We start from the raw sequence: 22,004 nt of genomic DNA on the forward strand, positions 1-22,004 counted from the left end.
CCCAACTAAAGTTCGAACGCAGCGCATCTTCTCTATTGATAGTCTTTAATAAGCAGGTTAACACAGGTTGTTTCATAGTCTATATCGTTACCAACATAGGTCTTCCATTCATCCTGTGTCATGTTTCTTGACATTTTCGGGCAAATCTGGCTGGCCAGGAATTTTGGATCGGTTGGCCATATCCGTATTTCAGATTCATGACAGGCGGCTATCAGGTAGTCGCTGCCACGGGCAAAGGCTATGTCCCACACAAAGCCATTGTTGTTGTCCATCACTATCGGTAAGTCTTCGGGGTTATCCAGTACCCACATCTGAAGTCGTTTATCAGCACCGGCACTGGCCAGCAACTTGCCATCAGGTGAAAATTCAACATCATAAACTCCTGCCTTATGCCCGGTAAACTGACGTTCTTCCTTGCGCAAATTCAAATCATACAATTTTACCAGTCCACGCTTATCATTGATTTCGAAAGTACCATAAGCGAGCTTTTGGCCATCCGGACTAAATTGAATGGACAAAACCTGAGCACCTGAATATTCCTTTAGCATTTCGGCTTTGCCGGATTGCAGATCGATCAATACCAGTTGTCCGGACCAAGCTGCACCGGCTACTGTGCGGCCATCCGGGCTAACCGCTAATGTCTTAATCTCATAAGGCAGGCTGCAAATTGTTCTTGACCTGCCCGTTCGATGGTCGACCACAGAAATTGTTCGGTCGGATTTAGCTACCAGAAGACCGCTGTTATCAGGTAAAAATGCTAATGCATTGGTTACTCCTGTAAGCCCCTTAACTACCAGTGGCTTTTGCGAATTACCCTGAAGATCAAAAACCTGTATGGATGCAGAGTCTGTTCCATTAGCCAGATATCGTTCATCCGAACTTAGTGCAATTACACGGTTAGGATACGGATTTTCAAAGCCTGTGGGTGCGCTTGTTTGCTTTTCGTAATTACCGGTAAAAATTCGTCCATCGGCCCCGGCCGCATAAAAGGTTGCCGAACGTGAGGATACGGCTATCGAATTGATTCGGTTGCGGGGCGGGCCGGGCACTTTAACGGCATTGAATGTTGAGCCGCTAAACAGTTTAAGTGCATGATATAATCCATTGTAGATGTACGGATCGTACCGTTTACCTCCGTAACGGGTATTAAAATGATAAGCCTGCATAATCTGGGCCCCAGCCAAATCCCGATCATCATCTTCCTGATAGGATATACCGGCTAACTTTTGAGCAACGGCAAGCATATAAAGCCCATTGGCGCGTTCGAACTGAGCATTAGCCCGTATGGTTTCGGTTTCTGCAATTATTCGTTGCTCTCGTTCCTTCTCACCCGCTGCAATAGCCAGCGCTTCCTGTTCCTCGGCCTTTTTCAATGCGGCAATAGCCAGGTTGCGCTGCCGGTTGGCTTCAGCCAACGCCTTTTCAACGTTAATCAGTGCCTGTTCTAATTCATCCTTTCTGCGGTTGGCCAATTCGGTTGCCGCTTCGGCTTCAATTCGTTTTTGTTCAGCCAGCGCACGTTGGTCCGCTGCTTCCCGTTCGCGCTTTTCAGCAAGCCTGGTCTGATTGTCGGCTTCAACTTTCTGAATGTAAGCAAACACCAGAAACAACAAGGCGATTACGGCCGCTATACCAAGGACCACTGCAGTAACCCTGGCCCTTCGCAGCATTCGTTTTTGCTGCAGTTCCTGATTTTTTAATTCTGCTTCGTATGTAATACGGCTGGTATCGAGAAATACGATAGCCCGCTCAAATGCTTCATCATACCGTTGGGCCCATTCGCGGGTTGGCCGTTGTTTTTTCTGCCAGTTCAAGGCCAGTTGCAAATCGGGTGGTCTCCACAAACCCGTGCGACCAATCTGGTACATGGCCGCAGCATCTGACAGCCGCTTATACATCTGGGCTGACTCAAATTCTTCTTGAACCCAGGAGGTAAGGCGAATCCAGATGCGCATTAAGCTTTCGTGAGAGAGTTCAATTACCGATTCGCTGTTAAGCGGAACATGATGTGATGGCATTAAAAACGACCGGCCGGGTTTGCGGAAATGCTCGACCACGGCAATCATTTCTTCCTCATCGGCATCGGCCAGGCGAGCAATAAGGCCGAGTTTTGCCGGTCTGCGCATACCCCGGCTTTCGCTGCTTTTTTCGGTAATGCTTTTAAAAAGAATTTCAGCAATTTCCTTCTCCCGGGGCGATAGTTCTTCCAGCACCTCATTGGCGTGTTGTGAAAGGGCCTGTTCAATCCGACCGATGGTATTGTAATGCCGGATATCCATCGGCTCCCCAGGCTCCCGATTATTCACCCAGTAATCCCAGGTGCGCATCAATGCATGTTGTAATATGGGCAACTGATCCTGGTTTTTGCCCATATCGTTCAGTAGCCTTTTTACAAGGCGTTGGGAAATTTTACCACCGGCCACGGCAACAGGTCCCTCGATAGCAAGTTTCTTTTGCTCGCGCGTCATCTGCGGCACCAGGTAGTTGCTGTTATTAATAACCTGAGTAAGGCCCGGAAATGCCGCACACTTTGAAATAAAATCAGACCGCATGGTAACCGCTACAAAGATTGGCGTATCGGTTTGCTGAATAGCGTGCAGGATAAGGTTTACATATGCTTGTGCATCATTTTCTGCTTCGCCATATTCGTTTGAATCGCGGTAGCGGAACAATTCTTCAAACTGATCAAGCATGAAGAATATATTGTCCTGTCGGAAGGTTTGCAAAAACCTTGAAACTTCAGAAAGCCCGTGGGGTCCGCTGCGTAACACAGAAAGAATAATAGACCGGTATATGGGTATATCCTCCTGTTGAATCCGCTTGTGCTGAACCATGTATTGAACTACTGATTCGGCCAGGTTTTCGATTGGTGACGTGCCGGGACGCGTGATTATAACATGCCAATGCGGACTGGAGTGCGAAACAAAACCTCCGTAGAGCACGGGTACAAGTCCGCATGACATTAATGATGATTTTCCGCTTCCGGAATAACCCATTACGCAAACAAAGCGATGGGTAGCAAGTTTTGTTAAGATTTCGTCAACCTGGCCTTCCCGACCAAAATACAGATGACATTCATCAACGGTAAAGGGCCGCAACCCGGGAAACGGATTAACAGCATGGGGCTGAATTTCGGTATGAATTTCAGGCAATTCCTGTTCAGGTTCGGTATGTAGCGGCTTACTCAGCATACGATGCCACGAAGAACCTGAAATTTAATGTTTTGAAGCCGAAAAGTTAAGCCCACACTTCAATTATTAGTTTAAAAAATAGAAATCCAGCTACTTAGTTTAAAAAATAGACTCTAAATAAGCGAATTTGGCCAGAAATCGCAAATTTTTATACAAATTCAATTACCCGGTCGGCCAATTTTACGTTATCTGACAGCAACTCGTAAAACTGATCTTTGTTGATTTTTAATAAAGTTACGTCAGTCTTGGCTATGATCAGGTTAGTACTTACAAAGTTGGGCATAGCCAACATCTCCCCTATAAATTCACCATCTTTAAATATTCCCGAAAGAGTACCCCTTTGGTAGAAATCAACTTCGCCCTTTACCACAACAAAAAAATCATTGTTTACGGTTTCATCAAGGGTCATCGATTCATCCTTACTGAGTGAAACTTCCCGGCTAATATCGGCCAGATAAGTCAGGGTTATTCCGGGAACATCCTCAAATACGCTTACTTTCATGAAAAACAAAACTTTACTGAACCGGCTCAACCTGTCCGTCAGTACAATTTCGTCAAGTTCCTTTTTTCTGGCAGCACCCAGCCTGCGGGAGTTTTCTTCATACTCCTGCTCATCAATCTGCCAAAGCGCGAAGGCAGCCACTTCACTAATTAGCTGATCCGGGTTAAACAACTGTGCAATCAGGTCAAGCTTAAACGCTTCGATGCGCTGATTACCGATTTGAAACAACACACATGCCTTGGTCCACCGGTTCGACTGGGTGAAGTCGCGGTTAATAATGAATTTCAATACCAAACGTGCATCTAACTTTACCCGCGGATAAAAAATGTCAAGTCGTTTAATACGCTCTTCATCCGAAATTTCATCGAGTACCGGGATGATACGCTGCTTGAGTTGCTCAGACAAAAATACATCGAGCAATTCCACTGCATAGGTTATTCCTTCGGTGGTTCCACTTTCAATATTTTCCTTCACCAGTTGAATTGAGCGGGTGTCATAGAGCATCGCCAACAGCATATATATGTGCTCAATATCATTTTGAATCTCCCATTTTAATGAATTGATTATGTGCTTATTATACTCACTTGACCCAAGTTCCTGTATAGCACTCAGATTCCACCGTAAATCCGCAATATCATTTTCGATGGCATACTTAATGCGGGTAACCTGCGAGATGCCGGCTTTAAATCCACATTCGCCTAACGATAGCAGCACCTGTGATACAATAACCTTATTGGGGTAATCGATTTTATTCCATAGTAAATCCTTAGCCCGTTGGCCGCCAATACGGCCCATCGCCTGGATGATGCGTTGCATCAGGTGTGTGCTCTGTCCGCTTTTATAAAAAGCTGTTTCCAAAGCCGGAAGTGTTTTTGTACCCATAAGCACCAGTGCATTCATCGCCTGATTACTGAAAATAGGGTTGGCCATATTATCAATAACTGCATTAATCACTTCGGCATTGTGCTTTTTTATGGATGACTTAATAGCGGTATTCCTCACCTTGGTTTCCGGGTCATTCAGAAGTTCAATCAGGAACGAGATAGAATCATCCGAGGAGGTATGCAGCAATAATTCTGCAGCATACTGCCTGTCATTGGCATTGGCTGACCGGGCCAGGCGCTGAATACGGGCTTTTGTAATATCGCCTTCGTTATCGAGAATCATCTGCAGATCAGTTATACTGAGCAGGTTTCTTTCGGAAGGGTTTGTTTTTTCCGGATCAAGGCGAATAACATATTGATCGGATACGGACAGGCCCTTCATTTCATTCATCCGCTCCTGCGCGTAATGTTTAACGGCTTCATCTTCGTTCCGAATAAGGTTATTTACCCAAACCGGGGTTTGACTGGCGTTGATTTTCTCAAGTAACTTATAAGAGAACACCGCCTTTTTGTTATCGGATGAAGTCAGTAAACCTTCCAGGCGTTTGGTTATTTGCGCAAATCCAACTTCGAGTTTATCCTGTTGCAAATCCGGACTTTCAAGTTTAACCCTGATTTTATGTTTATACCCTGTATAGAGTTTGTTAATGACAAGAAAGTACAAACCAGCCAGTAAAGTAAGCATAGCGGATACGTGGATAACATCGAACCACGGTATCAGGCTTAATCCGAAAATGACAAGACCGGTAATAAACCGTGAACTTTCATTTACAAGCCCTTCCACCTTTGCCTGAAGACTAAAGCGCACCCGGTTGTCAAGTGGTATAAAAAACAACTTAAGCACCGGGGTTTCGAGTGATTCGCGTAAAGTCCAGTTAAACAGGCGACTCATGGCCATAAACAAAAAGAAATAGACAAACCCGGCCGGTGAGGTTTCCTTGTGAAACCCAAATGCGGCTCCGGTTATCAGTGAGCCTATTGAAAATACGGCAAGTACAATCGGTAAAATGTAAAGCGAAGTACGCAAACCGTAGTTACCAATAATTCGCTGATTAACAAATGTTTGCATGATTAGACTTAGACCATAAACAGCAGCTGTAAAAAAGGCCATAAAGTCGGTAAGGGCGCGCTGGTCAGGGTATTGCTCCTTTACCATTTGCTGAAAGGAGTACTGGTTAAACACAAAGGCCATCATCGAAACCATCAGCACCACCGACATGACCAGTATATACCGGTCTGAAAACATTCTGCGCACACTGGTTTCACGCCTTACCTCAGCATCAAACTCCCCTGGATCGTTTTTTGATAAAGAAAACTTAGCTGCAATAACCGCCAGCAAAACACCCATCAGTAAAATGCTAACACTACAAACCACCAGGTAATCGCTGGTTTCCGGAACAAGAAATGCTGTAAACGGAATGAGGAAAGAAGCCACAATAGCAGCAATAAGCTGGCCGGTGTCTATCCATCCGATGATGTTTTTGGATTGCCTGAAATTAAACAAACGGCCAAAGGTGCCCCAGTAACTCAGCATTAGCAATGCTACCATTGGGCCCGAGGCACAGTACATTGCAAAAATTACATTACGCTGCCAATCGGGATTTCCGAAGTTCAGCAATAGATATACGGAAAGGGTAAAACTGAAAATAATCCCGATTACAATCAATGAAAGCACCGAGAATCGGATATAATTCTGTAAAAAAGAAAACGTTGCAGTTGAAACAATTCCAAGCACACCGGCAGCCAGAAAGGCCCGATCCAGGTAAGCACCCATCCGGTTCAGGAAAAGCGAATCGGCCGTTACCTGGTAGGTGGCAATAAACACACCCATAAAAAATCCGGTAGCCAGCATGTACACAACCTGGCGTTGCTCCTGGCTTGTAATCCGCAAAGACCGATTTAGAATATTCATGTTTCCTTATGAGCAAATATAAAAAAATAGGGCCTGACGATGCTCGTCAGGCCCTCCTATCCCAAGGGGTTCGGTTTAATTTTTCTTGGCGGCCTCTTTCTCAGCGAGGTATTCCTGGTTAAGGCCGGTAATAACTTCATTGGTAATATCCAATGCACCTTGTCCGTACAAGATATCGCTACCCGGATCCAATTTAAAAACCATTTGAAGACCTTTTTCTTCTCCGTATTTCTTTAAAAAAGCTGTTACACGTTTATACAGTTCTTCGTTCAGTTTAGCCTGATCGTTCACCAACTCCTGGGTTATGCGTTGTTCAAACAACTGTAGGTTTTGTTGTTTTCGTGCCAGATCTTCTTCCAAGGTACGCACCTGGCCAATGGTCATGTTGTTCATGTTACGCTGGTAGGCTGTGATTTCACCTTGCAGACTTTCAGCACGGTTTCGATAATCTTGTTCTACTTTTTTCTTCTTTGCTTCAAGAATCTCAGCCGAAGCTTTGATGTAATCGTAATGCTTAAGCACCGAATCGGAATTGATATAAGCCACCGAAAGCGAACCGGGTCCCTCACCTGAAGAGGATGGCTGATCGGAATCTATACGGCCTGAAAAGAAAAGAAAATACAAAACACCAACTGCCACCAGCAGCACGATGTTGAGCACAAGCGAAATGTTTTTCATGAATTTTTAATTAGCCGGCAAATATAATGAGAACCCCAGCGTGGGCAAACTAATGCTACCTGAACCACTCGGCATACATCGGGTAGTTACGGGCTGTACGCCTGATGGCTTCAAGCATATCCTCCGAAATATCTTTAACCCGTTTTGCCGGAACCCCGGCATACACACTGCCGGGCTCAACCCGTGTGCCCGGCAACACTACCGCACCCGCTGCAATAACCGAATTGGTGCCGATAAGGGCATCATCCATAATAATGGCACCCATGCCAATCAGTACATTATCTTCAACTGTGCAGCCATGCACCACGGCATTGTGCGCAATCGAAACATTATTTCCAATCACCAGCTTAGCGCGTTGATAGGTACAATGAAGCACTGCTCCATCCTGGATGTTGGTGTTGTTACCAATTGTTATGGAATGTACATCGCCCCGCACCACGGCATTAAACCACACCGTGCAGTTATCGCCCATTACCACCTCACCCACGATTACCGCACCATCGGCCAAAAAGCAATTCGCACCGAATCTTGGGGTAAAACCTCGTACTGATTTTATAATAGCCATGCTACTTTACTGACAACTTGTCATATTTACCGATAAAATTATTACTTTTGCAGCCTGATTTCCAGAAAATGAGGCAATTAATTGAGGATATAAGTTTTGTTGAGGGCGAGGTAGCTGATCAGGTAAAAGTCCTGCCTGGTTCGGGCACCGGCAAAGGTCGGAAGCTGTATATCGAAAGCTACGGCTGCCAGATGAATTTTTCTGATAGTGAAATCGTAGCCTCCATCTTGCGCAACGAAGGATTTGATACCACTTCAGAACCGGACCAGGCCGATGTGGTCTTTCTGAATACTTGTTCGATTCGGGAAAAAGCGGAACAAACCGTACGCAACCGGCTGACACAGATTAATGCGCTTAAAAATAAAAAGCCTGAATTACTGGTGGGCGTGCTCGGCTGTATGGCCGAGCGTTTAAAAACCAACTTGCTGGAAGAAGAAAAAATTGTTGACCTGGTTGCCGGTCCGGATGCTTACCGCGATCTGCCAAGGCTCATCAGCCAGGTGGATGAAGGCGCACGGGCCGTGAACACGTTTTTATCAAAAGAAGAAACCTATGCCGACATTGCACCGGTACGGTTAAACTCAAACGGAGTTACCGCCTTTATCTCCATCATGCGGGGCTGCGATAACATGTGTTCATTCTGCGTTGTACCATTTACACGGGGCCGCGAACGCAGCCGCGATCCGCAGTCCATTATAAACGAAGCCCGGACATTATTTGAAAACGGTTACCGCGAGGTTACCCTGCTGGGCCAAAATGTTGACTCGTATAAATGGAGCTCCGAAGAAAATAACAAGGGCCTGTTGGAACGCAAAGGAATAGATTCGGTAATAAACTTTGCCGAGTTACTGGAACTGGTCGCCCAGATCCACCCCGACCTGCGGGTCCGGTTCTCAACATCGCACCCCAAAGACATTACCGATGAGGTGTTGCATACCATGGCCCGGTATGAGAATATCTGTAAATACATCCATTTGCCGGTTCAGAGTGGTAACTCACGCATCCTTGAACTGATGAACCGGGGCTATAGCCGCGAATGGTACCTGCAGAAAATCAACCACATCCGAGAAATACTGGGTGAAGAATGCGGCATTTCATCGGATATGATAACAGGCTTTTGTACAGAAACAGAAGCCGACCATCAGGATACACTTAACCTGATGGAGGAGGTGGTATTCGATTTTGCGTATATGTTTCATTATTCCGAACGCCCGGGCACGCTTGCAGCACGCAAACTGGCAGATGACGTACCCATTGAGGTAAAAAAGCGGAGGTTAAATGAAATTATAAGTAAACAGAATCAGCATTCGCTGTTGCGAAACCGGCAGGCAATTGGGAAAGTGCATAAGGTATTGATTGAAGGTGAATCGAAACGATCAGCCGACTACCTGCAAGGAAGAAACTCGGCTAACAAAGTAATTGTTTTCCCGAGAGAAAACTTTAAAAAAGGCCAGTATGTTCATGTAGGTGTACACCAGTGTACTGCTGCCACATTATTCGGTAAAGTTGTAAGCTGAAGTTAGATGGCTACGCAGGAAGCAGAAATTCAAAGCATTAAACAACGGTTCGGAATAATCGGCAATTCGCCTATGCTGAACCATGCCGTTCGGGTAGCCATGCAGGTAGCCCCCACGGATATGTCGGTACTGATTACCGGTGAGAGTGGCGTTGGCAAAGAGATCTTCTCCAAAATTATTCATCACCTGAGCCCGCGCAAACACGGCCAGTTTATTGCCATTAATTGCGGCTCTATACCGGAAGGAACCATTGACTCCGAGTTGTTCGGCCATGAGAAAGGATCGTTTACCGGGGCTCATGAAGCCCGTAAAGGATACTTTGAAGTAACCAACGGGGGTACCATCTTTCTGGATGAAATTGGCGAAATGCCATTAGGAACCCAAGCCCGATTACTGCGGGTGCTGGAGAATGGAGAATTCATCAAAGTCGGTTCGTCTAAAGTGCAGAAAACAGATGTACGGGTTGTAGCCGCCACCAACGTAAACCTGATGCGCAATGTGGAGGAAGGAAAATTCAGGGAGGATTTATACTACCGGCTTAGCAGCGTACCAATTTATGTTCCGCCCTTGCGCGAACGCGGTAAGGATGTTGAACTTTTATTCCGCAAGTTTGCTACCGATTTTGCCGAAAAGTATAAAGTAAAACCGATTGTACTAACCGAAGATGCCAAGGAAGCGCTGCTGAAGTATCGGTTCCCGGGCAATATCCGCCAGTTAAAAAACCTGGTTGAACAAATCTCCGTTCTGTCAACCGATGATAAGGAGGTTACAGCCGAAAAACTGGCGCATTACCTGCCTCATGAAAATACCCTGCCTGCTCTTTATCGTAACGGTTCTGCTCCGGCCGAAGCCATATCCGAACGAGACATCCTCTACAAGGTGTTGTTCGATATGAAGAAAGATGTGGTTGATTTAAAGCGAATTGTTCTTGATCTGGTTACCCGCCAGGGCAACGCAGCCCAGCTGGTTAAAGAAAACCCCGGACTATTTGAGGGCATCCACTTTACTGAAACCAAACAACCGGAGGAGCACATTGTACTGAACCTGAACCCCACTAAGAAAGACCTTCACCCGGAAGCCGATGTAGAAGTGCAGGATATCAGTCATGAAGCGGAAGACAATTCACTTTCAATTGAACAAAAAGAAAAAGAACTTATTATAAAAGCCCTTCGCAAAAACAACAATAAAAGAAAATATGCAGCGCGGGATTTAGGTATTTCGGAACGTACCCTCTACCGGAAAATAAAACAATATGACCTGGAGGAATAGAATAAAAATAATGTTGTCCGGTCTGCTTAGCTGTTACGCAATCTTGATGACAATTCAGATTTCGTCCTGCGGAGTTTACTCCTTTCAGGGCACAACCACCAATGCAAAAAATATTTCGATACAGGAGTTTTACAACAACACCGAACTGGCACCGGCCAATATCGGGCAGGTATTCACCAACCGGTTAAAAGACTACATGATCCAAAACACCAATCTGAATGTGGTACCTGAAAACGGACAATTACAGATGGAGGGCATTATCACCGGTTATTCGCTAACCCAAATTGCGCCTGTTGCCAGTGGCGATCCGAGTCGGGGCGACCTGGCAGCTTCTACCCGGTTTACAATAACCGTAAAAGTTACGTACATCAATTCACTGGATGAATCCATGAGTTTTAAGGATAGATCATTTTCGTTTTACCGCGATTTCAGCAATGATTTGAATTTTGCCGACATCGAAGAAAACCTGACCCGTCAGATTTTTGATCAACTTGCACTTGACATCTTCAACGCATCGGTTGCCAATTGGTAAAAAACAATTATTTTTACCTACCTCAACCTTACGCGTGAATAAAGTCGATTTAATCTCACTAATCCAGCGTTTTCCGTCCTCCACTCAAGATGAGGCTCGTCAACTCTTGACCTTGCGCAATCAGTATCCATTCAGCCAGGTGCTTCAGGGATTAGCTGCACGGGCATGCAGTGATCACGGCATTCAGGAACATGCAGTTCTCTTACAGGAGGCCGCCATCCACAGTACCGATAGGTCAGTTTTAAAAGAAATCATGACCCGCAGAATAGCCGATACAGATAATCAACCCGTTGCTGAAAATACTATCGTGAAGCAATCCGGCACCTCACCTGATTTTGCGGATGAAGTAGTTGAAGATCTGGAGAAACTGAAGCATGCAAAAGAAACATTTGAAGCTCTTTTTGGTGTTGACAATACCGGAAAACCATTTGTAATCAGAGAAAGAAAATCTGAAAAAGGCAAGAGAGAATTACTAAAATCCAAAAGGCAACGCATTGTAGAACTGGCAAAAGGTTTATCTGCCGCAGAAAAGACAATCGAATCTGATGCAGATAAGCCAATAACAAAAAAGACGGCTGGCAAAACACAACTAACTGACCCGCTGATTGAAGCGATAAAAACCTCGCGTAAAAAGATTAAACCGGAGAATGAAAAGACCAAAGAGCAAATTGAAATCATTAATCAGTTTATTAAAACCAAACCCGTTATTTCTCCGGCAACCGGTACCACCGAAGACCAACCTGACATGTCTGAGTCCCTTCGCAGTGGGGAGTTCAGCGATCACATCGTTTCAGAGACCCTGGTTGAAATCCTGCTGAAACAAGGGAAGAAAGATAAAGCCATTGAAGTGTTAAAGAAGCTCATTTGGAAGTTTCCACAAAAAAAGACTTACTTTGCAGCCCGAATTGATGAACTAAAAAAATAATATGCTCACCTTTATTATCGGTTTAATCCTGTTTTCCTGTGTACTGCTTGTTCTGGTAATACTTGCTCAAAATGCCAAAGGCGGTGGGCTGACGAGCCAATTTGGTGGCTCCGGTGCAACCAACATTATAGGAGTTAAAAAGACCGGTGATTTACTTGAAAAGCTAACCTGGGGCTTTGCCATTGCCATCATGGTGCTTTCGCTTTCAACCAATTTTATTACCCCTTCATCAGGAAGCAAGGGCAGCGACATTCTGGATAAGGCCGGTGAACAGGCCGCACCACCCTCTACTGAAATTCCGGTAACAGATTCAGCCGGTACCAACTGACAGTTACTGCAAGCCGGATACTTACGACTATCAGCCCGCCACCAGGCGGGTTTTTTGTTGTTAGAATAGTAAACCAATTATTCAATACGATAGTCCGGAATCATACCTAATGGTTCATTCATCTTTTTCAGTACGTTGAGACAACGCCCTGGCCAATTTTTGGTCTGGCAGTGGCATGTGTGGACTGGGTGCAGCGTTGGCTGAACAACAGGGCCATGCGGCCCCGGAGCCCAATCACTTCAACCGTCATGCGAATAACATATTCAGGTAAGTTTGCAGATTATCGGTTATTCAATCTTTGAAATGTGTTTTACAAATAACCGCTTCGCAACCGGCATCAGGGTTTCTGTAAACGGAAATTTTACACGCGATAAAATTAGATAGGTTGCCGGATTAGGCATCTCTCTGAATCGTTTAACCAGGTTGATTTTTATACTTTCATACGGAACAACCGGGCTTTTCGGAATAGTTTCGATAAACTCGGTATTCAGGCTGCGCAACTGCTCATATTGCTCTTCGTAAATACTAAGCTGGTAGCGATAAACACTGGTTTCTTTTTCCGGGGGAACCGTAACAAACAAATAGCCTTCGCGGGCGTAAAGCGGAGTAACACCAATAGGCGATATCTCACATTGCGATTCAACGTATTCGTAAATTACCGAACCTTCCTGCAACGAATTTTTAAACCGGGGAAGCGCCCATTCGATAATAGAAGTAAGTTCATTCATTACAGAATCGTCCTCAATCATTTCCCGGTAAGTCAGTTCAAGTTTCTTAAACTCTTCCAACGACAATTCTTTCGGAAACGATTCTCGTATAAGCGCCCTGTTTTCCTTTACAGCCTGCAGATTTTGATAGTGAAAAACCAAATCGCTTAAAAACGGATACAACGCCACCCGCCCAAACGACTCCTTTACCGTTTTCAGGTAAGCCAGCAAGATGTACCGCTTGTACTCAAAATCAATCAGTCCCTGCGTAAGCCAATCTTTTGATAACCGGTTCATTTTTTTTAACCAAATTTTGTAAAAGTTACTAATTGATAAAACGCTGTTCAAGCACGGTTAATACAACCACCGGGCCAAAACGATGCCCTATCAAATCTGCCATCCTGCCAGTTTAGCCACCGGAGGTTGGCAGAATGAAAGGGCTGAAAGCCCCAAAAAACTGCCATTTTGCTGTGGTTTTAATTCATTTTTGCCGGTAAAGCAGGCTGGCACAATAGGTGTTAATCTGGGCACATGTCAAACTTGTTTAACCTAAAAATCAATTAACTGTATATGGCAAAAATCAACTTTAAACCAAACGAGGACAGGGTTCTGGTAGAACCTGCTGCTGCGGAGGAAAAAACCGCATCCGGAATCATTATTCCTGATACGGCAAAAGAGAAACCCCAGAAAGGTAAAATCATTGCCGTAGGTGAAGGTCTGAAAGACAAGCCCGTAACCGTTAAGGTAGGCGACCATGTGCTCTATGGTAAGTATGCCGGCACCGAAATCACCATTGACGGTAAAGAGTACCTGATCATGAGGAACTCAGACATTTTCGGAATTATCTAAATCATAAACTCAAAAAAAACTAAAAACTATGGCGAAAGAAATAACCTTTGATACCTCAGCCCGCGACAGACTGAAGAAGGGCGTTGATAAACTGGCTGATGCCGTAAAGGTAACCCTGGGCCCGAAAGGCCGTAACGTTATCCTTGATAAGAAGTTTGGAGCCCCTACCGTAACCAAGGACGGTGTTTCCGTTGCAAAGGAAATCGAACTGAAAGACCCCATCGAAAACATGGGTGCTCAACTGGTTAAAGAAGTGGCCTCGAAAACTGCTGATGCTGCCGGTGACGGTACCACTACCGCAACCGTGCTGGCGCAAGCTATTTTTAACCACGGTATTAAAAATGTGGCCGCAGGCGCCAACCCGATGGACCTGAAGCGCGGTATTGATAAAGCTGTGACTGTGGTTGTTGAAAATCTGAAGAAGCAATCCAAAAAAATCAAAGACTCGAACGAAATCCAGCAGGTAGCTTCCATCTCATCTAACAACGATGAGACCATCGGTAAAATGATTGCCGATGCGATGGATAAAGTTGGTAAAGACGGTGTAATTACCGTTGAGGAAGCAAAAGGTACCGAAACCGAAGTAAAAACTGTGGAAGGTATGCAGTTCGATCGCGGCTACCTCTCGCCTTACTTCGTTACCAACACCGAAAAAATGGAGGCCGAGCTTGACAATCCCTACATCCTGATTTACGATAAGAAGATCAGCAGCATGAAGGAACTGCTCCCCATCCTGGAAGCTACTGCCCAAACCGGTAAACCGCTGGTGATTATTGCCGAAGAAGTTGAAGGCGAAGCCCTTGCTACACTGGTGGTGAACAAAATCCGTGGCGCGTTGCGCGTGGCTGCCGTTAAAGCCCCCGGCTTTGGCGATCGCAGGAAAGCGATGCTTGAAGACATTGCCATCCTTACCGGTGGTCAGGTAATCAGCGAAGAACGCGGATACAAACTTGAAAACGCCACCCTCGACTACCTGGGCCGCGCTGAAAAAGTAAACATTGATAAAGACAATACCACCATCGTAAACGGTGCCGGTAAAAAGTCGGAAATCCAGGGCCGCATTAACCAGATTAAAGCTCAGATTGAAACCACTACTTCGGATTACGACAAGGAAAAACTGCAGGAGCGTCTCGCCAAACTCTCAGGTGGTGTAGCTATCCTGTACGTAGGTGCTGCAACAGAAGTAGAGATGAAAGAAAAGAAGGATCGCGTTGACGATGCCTTGCATGCAACCCGCGCAGCCGTACAGGAAGGTATCATTCCGGGCGGTGGTGTAGCGTACCTGCGTGCTATTGATGCCCTGAAAGATGTGGACACCGACAACGATGACCAGGAAACCGGTGTAAACATCGTTCGTCTTGCACTGGAAGCTCCGCTGCGCATTATTGCTGAAAATGCCGGTCAGGAAGGCTCAGTAATTGTGAATAAGGTGCGCGATGGCAAGAAGGACTTCGGTTTCAACGCCCGCGAGAACAAGTTTGAAGATTTCTTCCAGGCCGGAATTATTGATCCGACCAAGGTGGCCCGCCTGGCCCTTGAAAACGCTGCTTCTATTGCTGGCTTACTGCTGACAACCGAAGCCGTGGTTTCAGAAATACCGGAAGAAAAAGAAGCCCCTGCCATGCCCGGTGGCGGAGGAATGGGCGGCATGATGTAATATCTCAGCATTTGCTTTACACAAAAAGCCTCACCTGTTGGTGGGGCTTTTGTATTTTGACAGATTTGATTTGCTGCGTAACTTAACAGCCACAAACAAACAACCCATGGTTATCCATAAGACTTTTGCAGACTTTGTATTGTTTCTGTACGTGCACATGGCACACGCTGATGGCGAATTTCATGAAACCGAAGTAAAAGTGGTTAAGGAAAAGATGAAAAAACTGTACCCCAACGAGTCGGATTACGACAAGAAGCTAAAAGAGGCCATGACCCTTTACATAGATTTCGATAAGAACCAATTACGCACCCTATTCCGCGATACATTTAAGCACTTCTCAGAAGTTAAATTTCCGGTTAAATACCATATCTATACCGACCTGTACGATATAATCAATGCCGATGGTAAAATTGATGAATCAGAAACAGATGCATTGACTACGTTGAAGGAAATTATTGATGTATCGCATTAAACAGAAACGATTTCACGTAATAAAAAAGCCCGTTTGATTCGGGCTTTTTTATTATACACTTCAGCGGCTATTCAATCCTTTTTCATTCCGATTTTATAAAGCCCAAAGGCCATAGCAGTAAAGAATAAAACTCCCAGCAAATTATAACCACCTTGACCCAATAAGGAGATAAGGCCATGTTCGGCACTAAGAAGCTGCAGGGCATTGAATATGCCGTCATCAACCGAAAGCAGGGCTACAATTACTCCGGCCAGTGCGCCACCGGCAATCAATCCTGTTGCAAACAAACTACCCCGGCCAAGTTCATCATCAGCTTTAACAGCATGCTTTTTCTCTAACTGCCAGTCGGTTACGCCTTTAATGGCTCCACCAATAAAAATTGGAAGCGTTGTTGACAGTGGGAGGTACAAACCAATAGCAAAGGCAAGCGCCTTAACTCCGCATAACTCAATCATTACAGCGATAAAAACACCTACCATCACAAACTGCCAGTCGAGATTAAATGATAGTATACCACGGGCCAAGGTAGCCATAAGTGTGGCCTGGGGTGCCGAAAACTTATCGGATCCGATGGCATGCGTGTATCCTTGCGCTACCATATCGGCTGTGGGCGTATCCAATACTTTTACAACAATGCCAATTGCGATGGATGACACTATCGCACCGATAAAAAGAGCAAGTTGCTGATACCGCGGAGTTGCCCCGACAATGAATCCTGTTTTCAAATCCTGCGAAGTTGCCCCGGCATTAGCGGCAGCAATACAAATCATGCCGCCAACAACCAGGGCCAAAGGTTCGTAAAGGTTTCCACTCCACCCAACGGCAGTAAAAATCAGGCAGGTTCCCATCAGCGTTGCGATCGTCATGCCTGAAATCGGGCTGTTACTGGAACCTACCAATCCTACAATGCGGCTGGCTACCGTTACAAAAAAGAATCCGAAGATGATAATCAGAATGCCTATCAGGAGTTTTTGAAGTAAACCTTCGCCCGGAATGTTTGGCATAATAGTTAATACGGCTATCAGGATAATGCTGCCGAAGATCACCACCTTAAATGACAAGTCCCTTTCCGTACGAAGTACACCGGCTGAGCCTTTTTCTTTCAGCGAAGCAATGCTTTCTTTAAACGAGCTTACAATTGTAGGCATGGTCTTCATCAGTGTAATAAATCCTCCCGCTGCTACGGCTCCTGCACCAATTTGCCGGATGTAGGCGCGGTAAATGGCATCGGCATAGCTGGCAAAGGTGTGAGCAGCAGGATCCCAGCCACCGGGTCCGCCCGGTTTGGTAATATCGGCCAGATAACCCAGTTTAACCAACTGCAGCGCAATGGTATCAGCCGGAACAAGGGTGGCCAGCAATGGATTTAAACCCCACCAGGCTAATACTGAACCCGCAACCAAAACACCTGAAATTTTTGGGCCGATAATATAACCCACACCCAGATACTCTGGTGTTATTTCACCCCTTGTGGCAGCTGATGGCCAGAATTTATTTAGCTGGCTTGTGACATACGAGGGCGTTTCGGCAATAACATGAAAAACCTTTTGAAGCATGGCATACACCAAAGCCACGCCCATCCCGATAAATGCAGTCTGTGCAAACACACCTCCCTTTTCACCAGCTTGTAGTACAGACCCACAGGCGGTGCCTTCCGGATAAGGCAATGTTCCGTGCTCTTTAACTATCAACGAGCGTCTTAGAGGGATCATCATCAGCGTACCGAGCATACCGCCAAAGGCAGCCAGAATAAGGATGGTTAAATAATTAAAGTACGATTCGCCAACACTTACGCCATCGGGCCCGGGCGATAAAAACAAAAAGCCGGGTAACGTAAACACAACCCCGGCTGCTATGGATTCGCCTGCTGAGCCGGTTGTCTGAATAATGTTGTTTTCTAAAATAGTTGTTTTAAGAAATTTCCTGCCAAGCGTTATCGCTATTACAGCTATTGGAATGGATGCCGAAACCGTAAGCCCTGCTTTCAAAGCAAGATACACGGTAGATGATCCGAAGATGATACCGAACAATGCACCAAAAATCACCGATTTTAAAGTGAATTCGGGTATGTTTTGTTCAGGTGAAATGTAGGGTTTAAATGCTTTGGTTTGCTCCATAGGTTAGGATTGAGGTTGGTTGGGTGTTAAAAACTTATTATAGATGAGCATTAACAAGGTTGATAGAATACCTATTCCGGCCAATGTGTACCACATCATAGAAGGATTCGTACTCAGGTAAGAACCGCGCAGCCAGTCGGCTATTATACCAGCTGTAAACGAACCGATAGCTACCGGCAGAAAAGCAAAACCCATGAATGTACCCACCTGATGCCTTGGCGCCAGCGAGCCAACGTACTCATAAAATCGGGGCGCCTGAATTGCCTCACCCAAGGCAAAAAAGAATATACCGATTATCGCGGCCGGCACCGTTGCCCATACACCAATAATAATCCACGAAAGACTGGCAATGCTGAAGCCGAGTGTCATGGCTGTTATCGGTTTCCATTTGCTTACCAATGCTGTTACCGGAACAGTAAGGATAATAATGCTCCACGCATCCACTGTTTCCAGTAATTCAAACCGTTCAAATTTTAAAACATCGGTAACATAAAACGGGAACGAATAAAAAATCTGCCAGAACATCATCCAGAAGCCGGAGAAAATCAGTAAAAAGGTTATGAAACGCAGATTACCAAAAACAAGCACCATATCACCAAACACTTTTTGAAAGGTCCGGACCTCTGTCGGCTCACCGCGTTCCACGGGTTCTTTAAAAAACAAAACCGTTCCGATAATCAGGAAAAATGAAGTAATAGATGACATGATTAAAACGTATTCGATTCCCCACGTTTCGCGAACCTGCAAAGCGAGTATGGGGCCGATGGCTCCGCCCAGATTAACCAGCGTATAATATATAGAAAAGCCCAAAGCCTGTGCATCCTTTTTACTTGTTTTGGCTACGGTTCCAACGATGCATGGTTTAATCAACGATCCGCCTATGGCCGTCAGCAGAAGGACGGCCAATACATAGTTGCGCTTACCGAAAATGGCCACGAAGTCTTGCCCAAACTCAAGCCCGGCCAGCCCAATCAAAAAATAGCCGATACAGAAAAAAGCAAAGCAGGCAATAAGCGTTTTACGAAAACCGTACTTATCAACAAACACACCGGCTACAATAGGAAGGGAATAAAGCACCAGGTTAAACACACCGGCTAAAAAACCTGCCTCTTCCTGAAGGCCCACTTTTGTAGCGAGGTAAACTGTAAGCACAGCCTTTGATCCGTAATAGGCAAACCGTTCAAAAAGTTCAAGGGTGTTTGCGATCCAAAACGTAGAACTGAATCCGGTTTTAATCTGAGTAAGTCGTTCCTGGATGGTCATCCTGCAATAAAAAATTAGGTTTGGTCAAAGCCAAAGTAGGTGTATTAATTCAATAAATCAATTGCCGTAAAACAAAAAAGCCTGCGGTAAACCACAGGCTTCTACCCAGTCGTCCTACGACTTAAGTCGTAGGACGACTCTATAAAAAGAGTTAACGCTCAGGCTCCAGGCTCCACTTCTCCGGAGAACGCCATAGGCTGGAGAGGAGCAGTTCGCGCATGAAGATAAATTCTTTAGGAAGCCTGTCGTACATGCGCTCAAAGAGTTCGGCATGACTAAGCAGTTCCTGCTTCCATTGCTCACGGTCAATCTCCATAATCCGGTCAAATTCCTGCTTCGAGAAATTCAATCCGCGCCAGTCGATATCATCATAATGAGGCATCCATCCTATCGGACTTTCAACGGCATTGGTTTTGCCGCTTATCTTTTGCACAATCCATTTCAACACGCGCATGTTTTCACCAAAGCCGGGCCATTGAAAGTTCCCCTGCTCATCTTTGCGGAACCAGTTTACACCAAAAATGCGTGGCGGGTTTGGAATATCGCGGCCAAACTGAAGCCAGTGATTAAAGTAGTCGCCCATGTGATAACCACAGAACGGCAGCATGGCAAAGGGGTCACGTCTTACTTTACCTACTTCGCCAAAAGCAGCGGCTGTCATTTCCGAGCCCATGGTGGCTGCCAGGTAAACACCATAATTCCAGTTATGGGCCTGGTAAATTAACGGAACGGTAGTACTCCGTCTTCCACCGAAGATAAAGGCGCCAATGGGTACGCCATTTGGATTTTCCCAATCCGGATCAATGGAGGGGCATTGCGATGCCGGTGCAGTGAAACGGGCATTCGGATGGGCAGCGGGTTTGCCCGGAGCCGGATCATATTTTTGACCTCGCCAGTCGGTTAAATTCGTTGGTATCTCTTTAGTCATTCCCTCCCACCACACATCGCCATCTTCGGTAATAGCCACGTTGGTAAAAATGGTATTCTTGGCGATGGTTTTCATCGCATTGGGATTGGTCTTCTCGTTGGTTCCGGGAGCCACGCCAAAGTAGCCATACTCCGGGTTGATGGCGTAAAGTCGTCCGTCTTTGCCTGGTTTTATCCATGCAATATCGTCACCCACTGTAGTTACCTTCCAATCACTTAATTCTTTCGGAGGTATCAGCATGGCAAAGTTGGTTTTGCCGCAGGCGCTGGGAAAGGCAGCAGCCACATACGTTTTTTCTTTTTCAGGTGTTTCAACACCAAGAATAAGCATGTGTTCGGCCAGCCATCCTTCTTCGCGGGCCATGGAACTTGCGATGCGTAATGCAAAACATTTTTTACCAAGAAGAGCATTACCGCCATAGCCGGATCCATACGAAACAATTGAACGTTCTTCCGGATAGTGTACAATATATTTGGTAGTCGGGTTGGTTGGCCAGGTCGAATCCTGCTGGCCGGGCTTCAGCGGTGCACCTACCGTGTGCAGGCATTTTACAAAATCACCATCAACTCCGAGTACGTCCATTACCCGCTTGCCTACACGCGTCATGATGTGCATGTTTACCACCACATATTCAGAATCAGTAATTTCAATACCAATGTGTGCAATGGGCGAGCCTACCGGCCCCATGCTGAATGGAATAACATACATGGTGCGGCCAGTCATACAGCCATCCATGAGTTTATCGAGGGTTTGCTTCATTTCCTTTGGATCAACCCAATTGTTGGTGGGGCCGGCATCTTCCTTTCTGCGGCTGCAGATGTAGGTCCGATCTTCTACCCGGGCCACATCGCTGGGGTCAGAAAAACAGGCAAAACTATTGGGCCGCTTGGCCGGGTTTAAGCGAATAAATGTACCCTTATCAACAAGCTTGTTACATAATTCATCGTACTCTGCGGTACTTCCATCGCACCAGCGTATTTGGTCAGGTTTACACAAGTCGGCTATTTGTTTTACCCAGTTAAGGGCCACCTCATGATTTATGGCATAGGTGGATACCAATTCGTCAGTCATAGCATTAAGGATTAGAAAAGAGCGCTCAAATTAAGCATTCGTTATACGAAAATGAAATATTCAATCGTTTGCAGAATTAGGCGTCAATATCTCATATTCGCAACAAATTGAAGTAAAATGAATTACCGATTAAAAGTGTGGTCACTGTCGATGCTGTTATCTGCGGGTAGTTTAACCTCAGTCCATGGTCAGGATTCATCAGCACCTGCCATATCCAATGAAGAATTACAGCAATATGCCGTAGTAATGGATTCGATCAATGATTTAACCGAACAATTAAAGAATACACTTTCACAACTGATAAAAAATAACCCGAAAATTTCGGAAGCCCGCTATAACCAGCTTTCGCAACTCGGCAACGACCAGGAGAAACTCAAAGCCGCCAAAGCCACTCCGGAAGAACTTGCGGCCCTCCAGGAAATCAACCTGAAGCGTACCGAGGAAACAATTAAACTTTCGGAAGCCCTCAAGAGCCTGACAACCGAAAAACTAGGTTCGGCATCGTACAATAAAATCCGAAATGCCATTAAATCCGATCCAACGGTAAAGGCCCGATACGAAAAAATTGCTGCGGACCTGAAAAAGAAACCATAACTGCTTGGATTTTCAGAATTTAACAGGCCTTCTTACCTTTGCA

At 45.6% G+C, this 22,004-nt stretch carries 17 protein-coding genes; 9 read left to right on the forward strand and 8 right to left on the reverse strand.

Annotated elements, in window-relative coordinates; translation table 11 throughout:
* Positions 1–32: 32 nt before the first annotated feature.
* From HRU69_12220 to HRU69_12235, 4 genes are all read right to left on the reverse strand, one after another.
* The gene (locus HRU69_12220; GenBank protein ID QOI98202.1) at positions 33–3,191 is read right to left on the reverse strand and encodes a hypothetical protein; all 3,159 of its coding nucleotides are present in this window, start codon (positions 3,189–3,191) and stop codon (positions 33–35) included.
* Between the two features lie 148 nt (positions 3,192–3,339).
* Positions 3,340–6,489: a cyclic nucleotide-binding domain-containing protein gene (locus HRU69_12225; GenBank protein ID QOI98203.1), complete on the reverse strand. Its 3,150-nt coding sequence runs from the start codon at positions 6,487–6,489 to the stop codon at positions 3,340–3,342.
* A gap of 75 nt (positions 6,490–6,564) precedes the next feature.
* Positions 6,565–7,167, reverse strand: a complete 603-nt coding sequence (locus HRU69_12230) for an OmpH family outer membrane protein (GenBank protein ID QOI98204.1) — start codon at positions 7,165–7,167, stop codon at positions 6,565–6,567.
* A gap of 55 nt (positions 7,168–7,222) precedes the next feature.
* Positions 7,223–7,732: a gamma carbonic anhydrase family protein gene (locus HRU69_12235; GenBank protein ID QOI98205.1), complete on the reverse strand. Its 510-nt coding sequence runs from the start codon at positions 7,730–7,732 to the stop codon at positions 7,223–7,225.
* 68 nt (positions 7,733–7,800) lie between these two features.
* On the opposite strand from HRU69_12235, the gene miaB reads away from it, so the two are divergent.
* Genes miaB through secG form a run of 5 tightly spaced genes read left to right on the forward strand, consistent with a single transcriptional unit; the run spans position 7,801 to position 12,303 of the window.
* A complete protein-coding gene (gene miaB / locus HRU69_12240) occupies positions 7,801–9,249 on the forward strand; it encodes a tRNA (N6-isopentenyl adenosine(37)-C2)-methylthiotransferase MiaB (protein QOI98206.1) in 1,449 nt (482 codons plus the stop codon).
* A gap of 6 nt (positions 9,250–9,255) precedes the next feature.
* Positions 9,256–10,518, forward strand: coding sequence for a sigma-54-dependent Fis family transcriptional regulator (locus HRU69_12245; protein QOI98207.1), 1,263 nt, complete (start codon positions 9,256–9,258; stop codon positions 10,516–10,518).
* A gap of 46 nt (positions 10,519–10,564) precedes the next feature.
* On the forward strand, positions 10,565–11,050 hold the full coding sequence (locus tag HRU69_12250; protein QOI98208.1) for an LptE family protein: 486 nt from the start codon (positions 10,565–10,567) through the stop codon (positions 11,048–11,050).
* Positions 11,051–11,084: 34 nt separating this feature from the next.
* Complete coding sequence (locus tag HRU69_12255) at positions 11,085–11,975, forward strand: hypothetical protein (GenBank protein QOI98209.1); 891 nt, start codon at positions 11,085–11,087, stop codon at positions 11,973–11,975.
* 1 nt (position 11,976) lies between these two features.
* Positions 11,977–12,303 carry a preprotein translocase subunit SecG gene (secG, locus tag HRU69_12260; protein ID QOI98210.1) on the forward strand — a complete coding sequence of 109 codons (327 nt, stop codon included), beginning with the start codon at positions 11,977–11,979 and terminating at the stop codon, positions 12,301–12,303.
* Between the two features lie 287 nt (positions 12,304–12,590).
* Here the strand turns inward: secG and HRU69_12265 are convergent, their stop codons facing one another.
* Positions 12,591–13,307: a hypothetical protein gene (locus HRU69_12265; GenBank protein ID QOI98211.1), complete on the reverse strand. Its 717-nt coding sequence runs from the start codon at positions 13,305–13,307 to the stop codon at positions 12,591–12,593.
* A gap of 273 nt (positions 13,308–13,580) precedes the next feature.
* Between HRU69_12265 and HRU69_12270 the strand changes: the two genes are divergently transcribed.
* The 3 genes from HRU69_12270 to HRU69_12280 all read left to right on the forward strand — a co-directional run bounded on the left by HRU69_12270 (position 13,581) and on the right by HRU69_12280 (position 15,988).
* Positions 13,581–13,859, forward strand: coding sequence for a co-chaperone GroES (locus HRU69_12270; protein ID QOI98212.1), 279 nt, complete (start codon positions 13,581–13,583; stop codon positions 13,857–13,859).
* Between the two features lie 28 nt (positions 13,860–13,887).
* Positions 13,888–15,516, forward strand: coding sequence for a chaperonin GroEL (groL, locus tag HRU69_12275; protein ID QOI98213.1), 1,629 nt, complete (start codon positions 13,888–13,890; stop codon positions 15,514–15,516).
* A 106-nt stretch (positions 15,517–15,622) separates the two neighbouring features.
* On the forward strand, positions 15,623–15,988 hold the full coding sequence (locus tag HRU69_12280; GenBank protein QOI98214.1) for a TerB family tellurite resistance protein: 366 nt from the start codon (positions 15,623–15,625) through the stop codon (positions 15,986–15,988).
* A 71-nt stretch (positions 15,989–16,059) separates the two neighbouring features.
* Here HRU69_12280 and HRU69_12285 read toward each other — a convergent pair whose 3' ends face one another.
* The 3 genes from HRU69_12285 to HRU69_12295 form a co-directional block, all read right to left on the reverse strand.
* Complete coding sequence (locus tag HRU69_12285; protein QOI98215.1) at positions 16,060–18,105, reverse strand: OPT/YSL family transporter; 2,046 nt, start codon at positions 18,103–18,105, stop codon at positions 16,060–16,062.
* Between the two features lie 3 nt (positions 18,106–18,108).
* Positions 18,109–19,368, reverse strand: coding sequence for an MFS transporter (locus HRU69_12290; GenBank protein ID QOI98216.1), 1,260 nt, complete (start codon positions 19,366–19,368; stop codon positions 18,109–18,111).
* A 151-nt stretch (positions 19,369–19,519) separates the two neighbouring features.
* Positions 19,520–21,367: a phosphoenolpyruvate carboxykinase (GTP) gene (locus HRU69_12295; GenBank protein QOI98217.1), complete on the reverse strand. Its 1,848-nt coding sequence runs from the start codon at positions 21,365–21,367 to the stop codon at positions 19,520–19,522.
* 117 nt (positions 21,368–21,484) lie between these two features.
* Between HRU69_12295 and HRU69_12300 the strand changes: the two genes are divergently transcribed.
* The gene (locus HRU69_12300; protein QOI98218.1) at positions 21,485–21,961 is read left to right on the forward strand and encodes a hypothetical protein; all 477 of its coding nucleotides are present in this window, start codon (positions 21,485–21,487) and stop codon (positions 21,959–21,961) included.
* The last annotated feature ends 43 nt before the right edge of the window (positions 21,962–22,004 follow it).

The organism is Flammeovirgaceae bacterium (assembly GCA_015180985.1).
Taxonomy (GTDB): Bacteria; Bacteroidota; Bacteroidia; order Cytophagales; family Cyclobacteriaceae; genus UBA2336.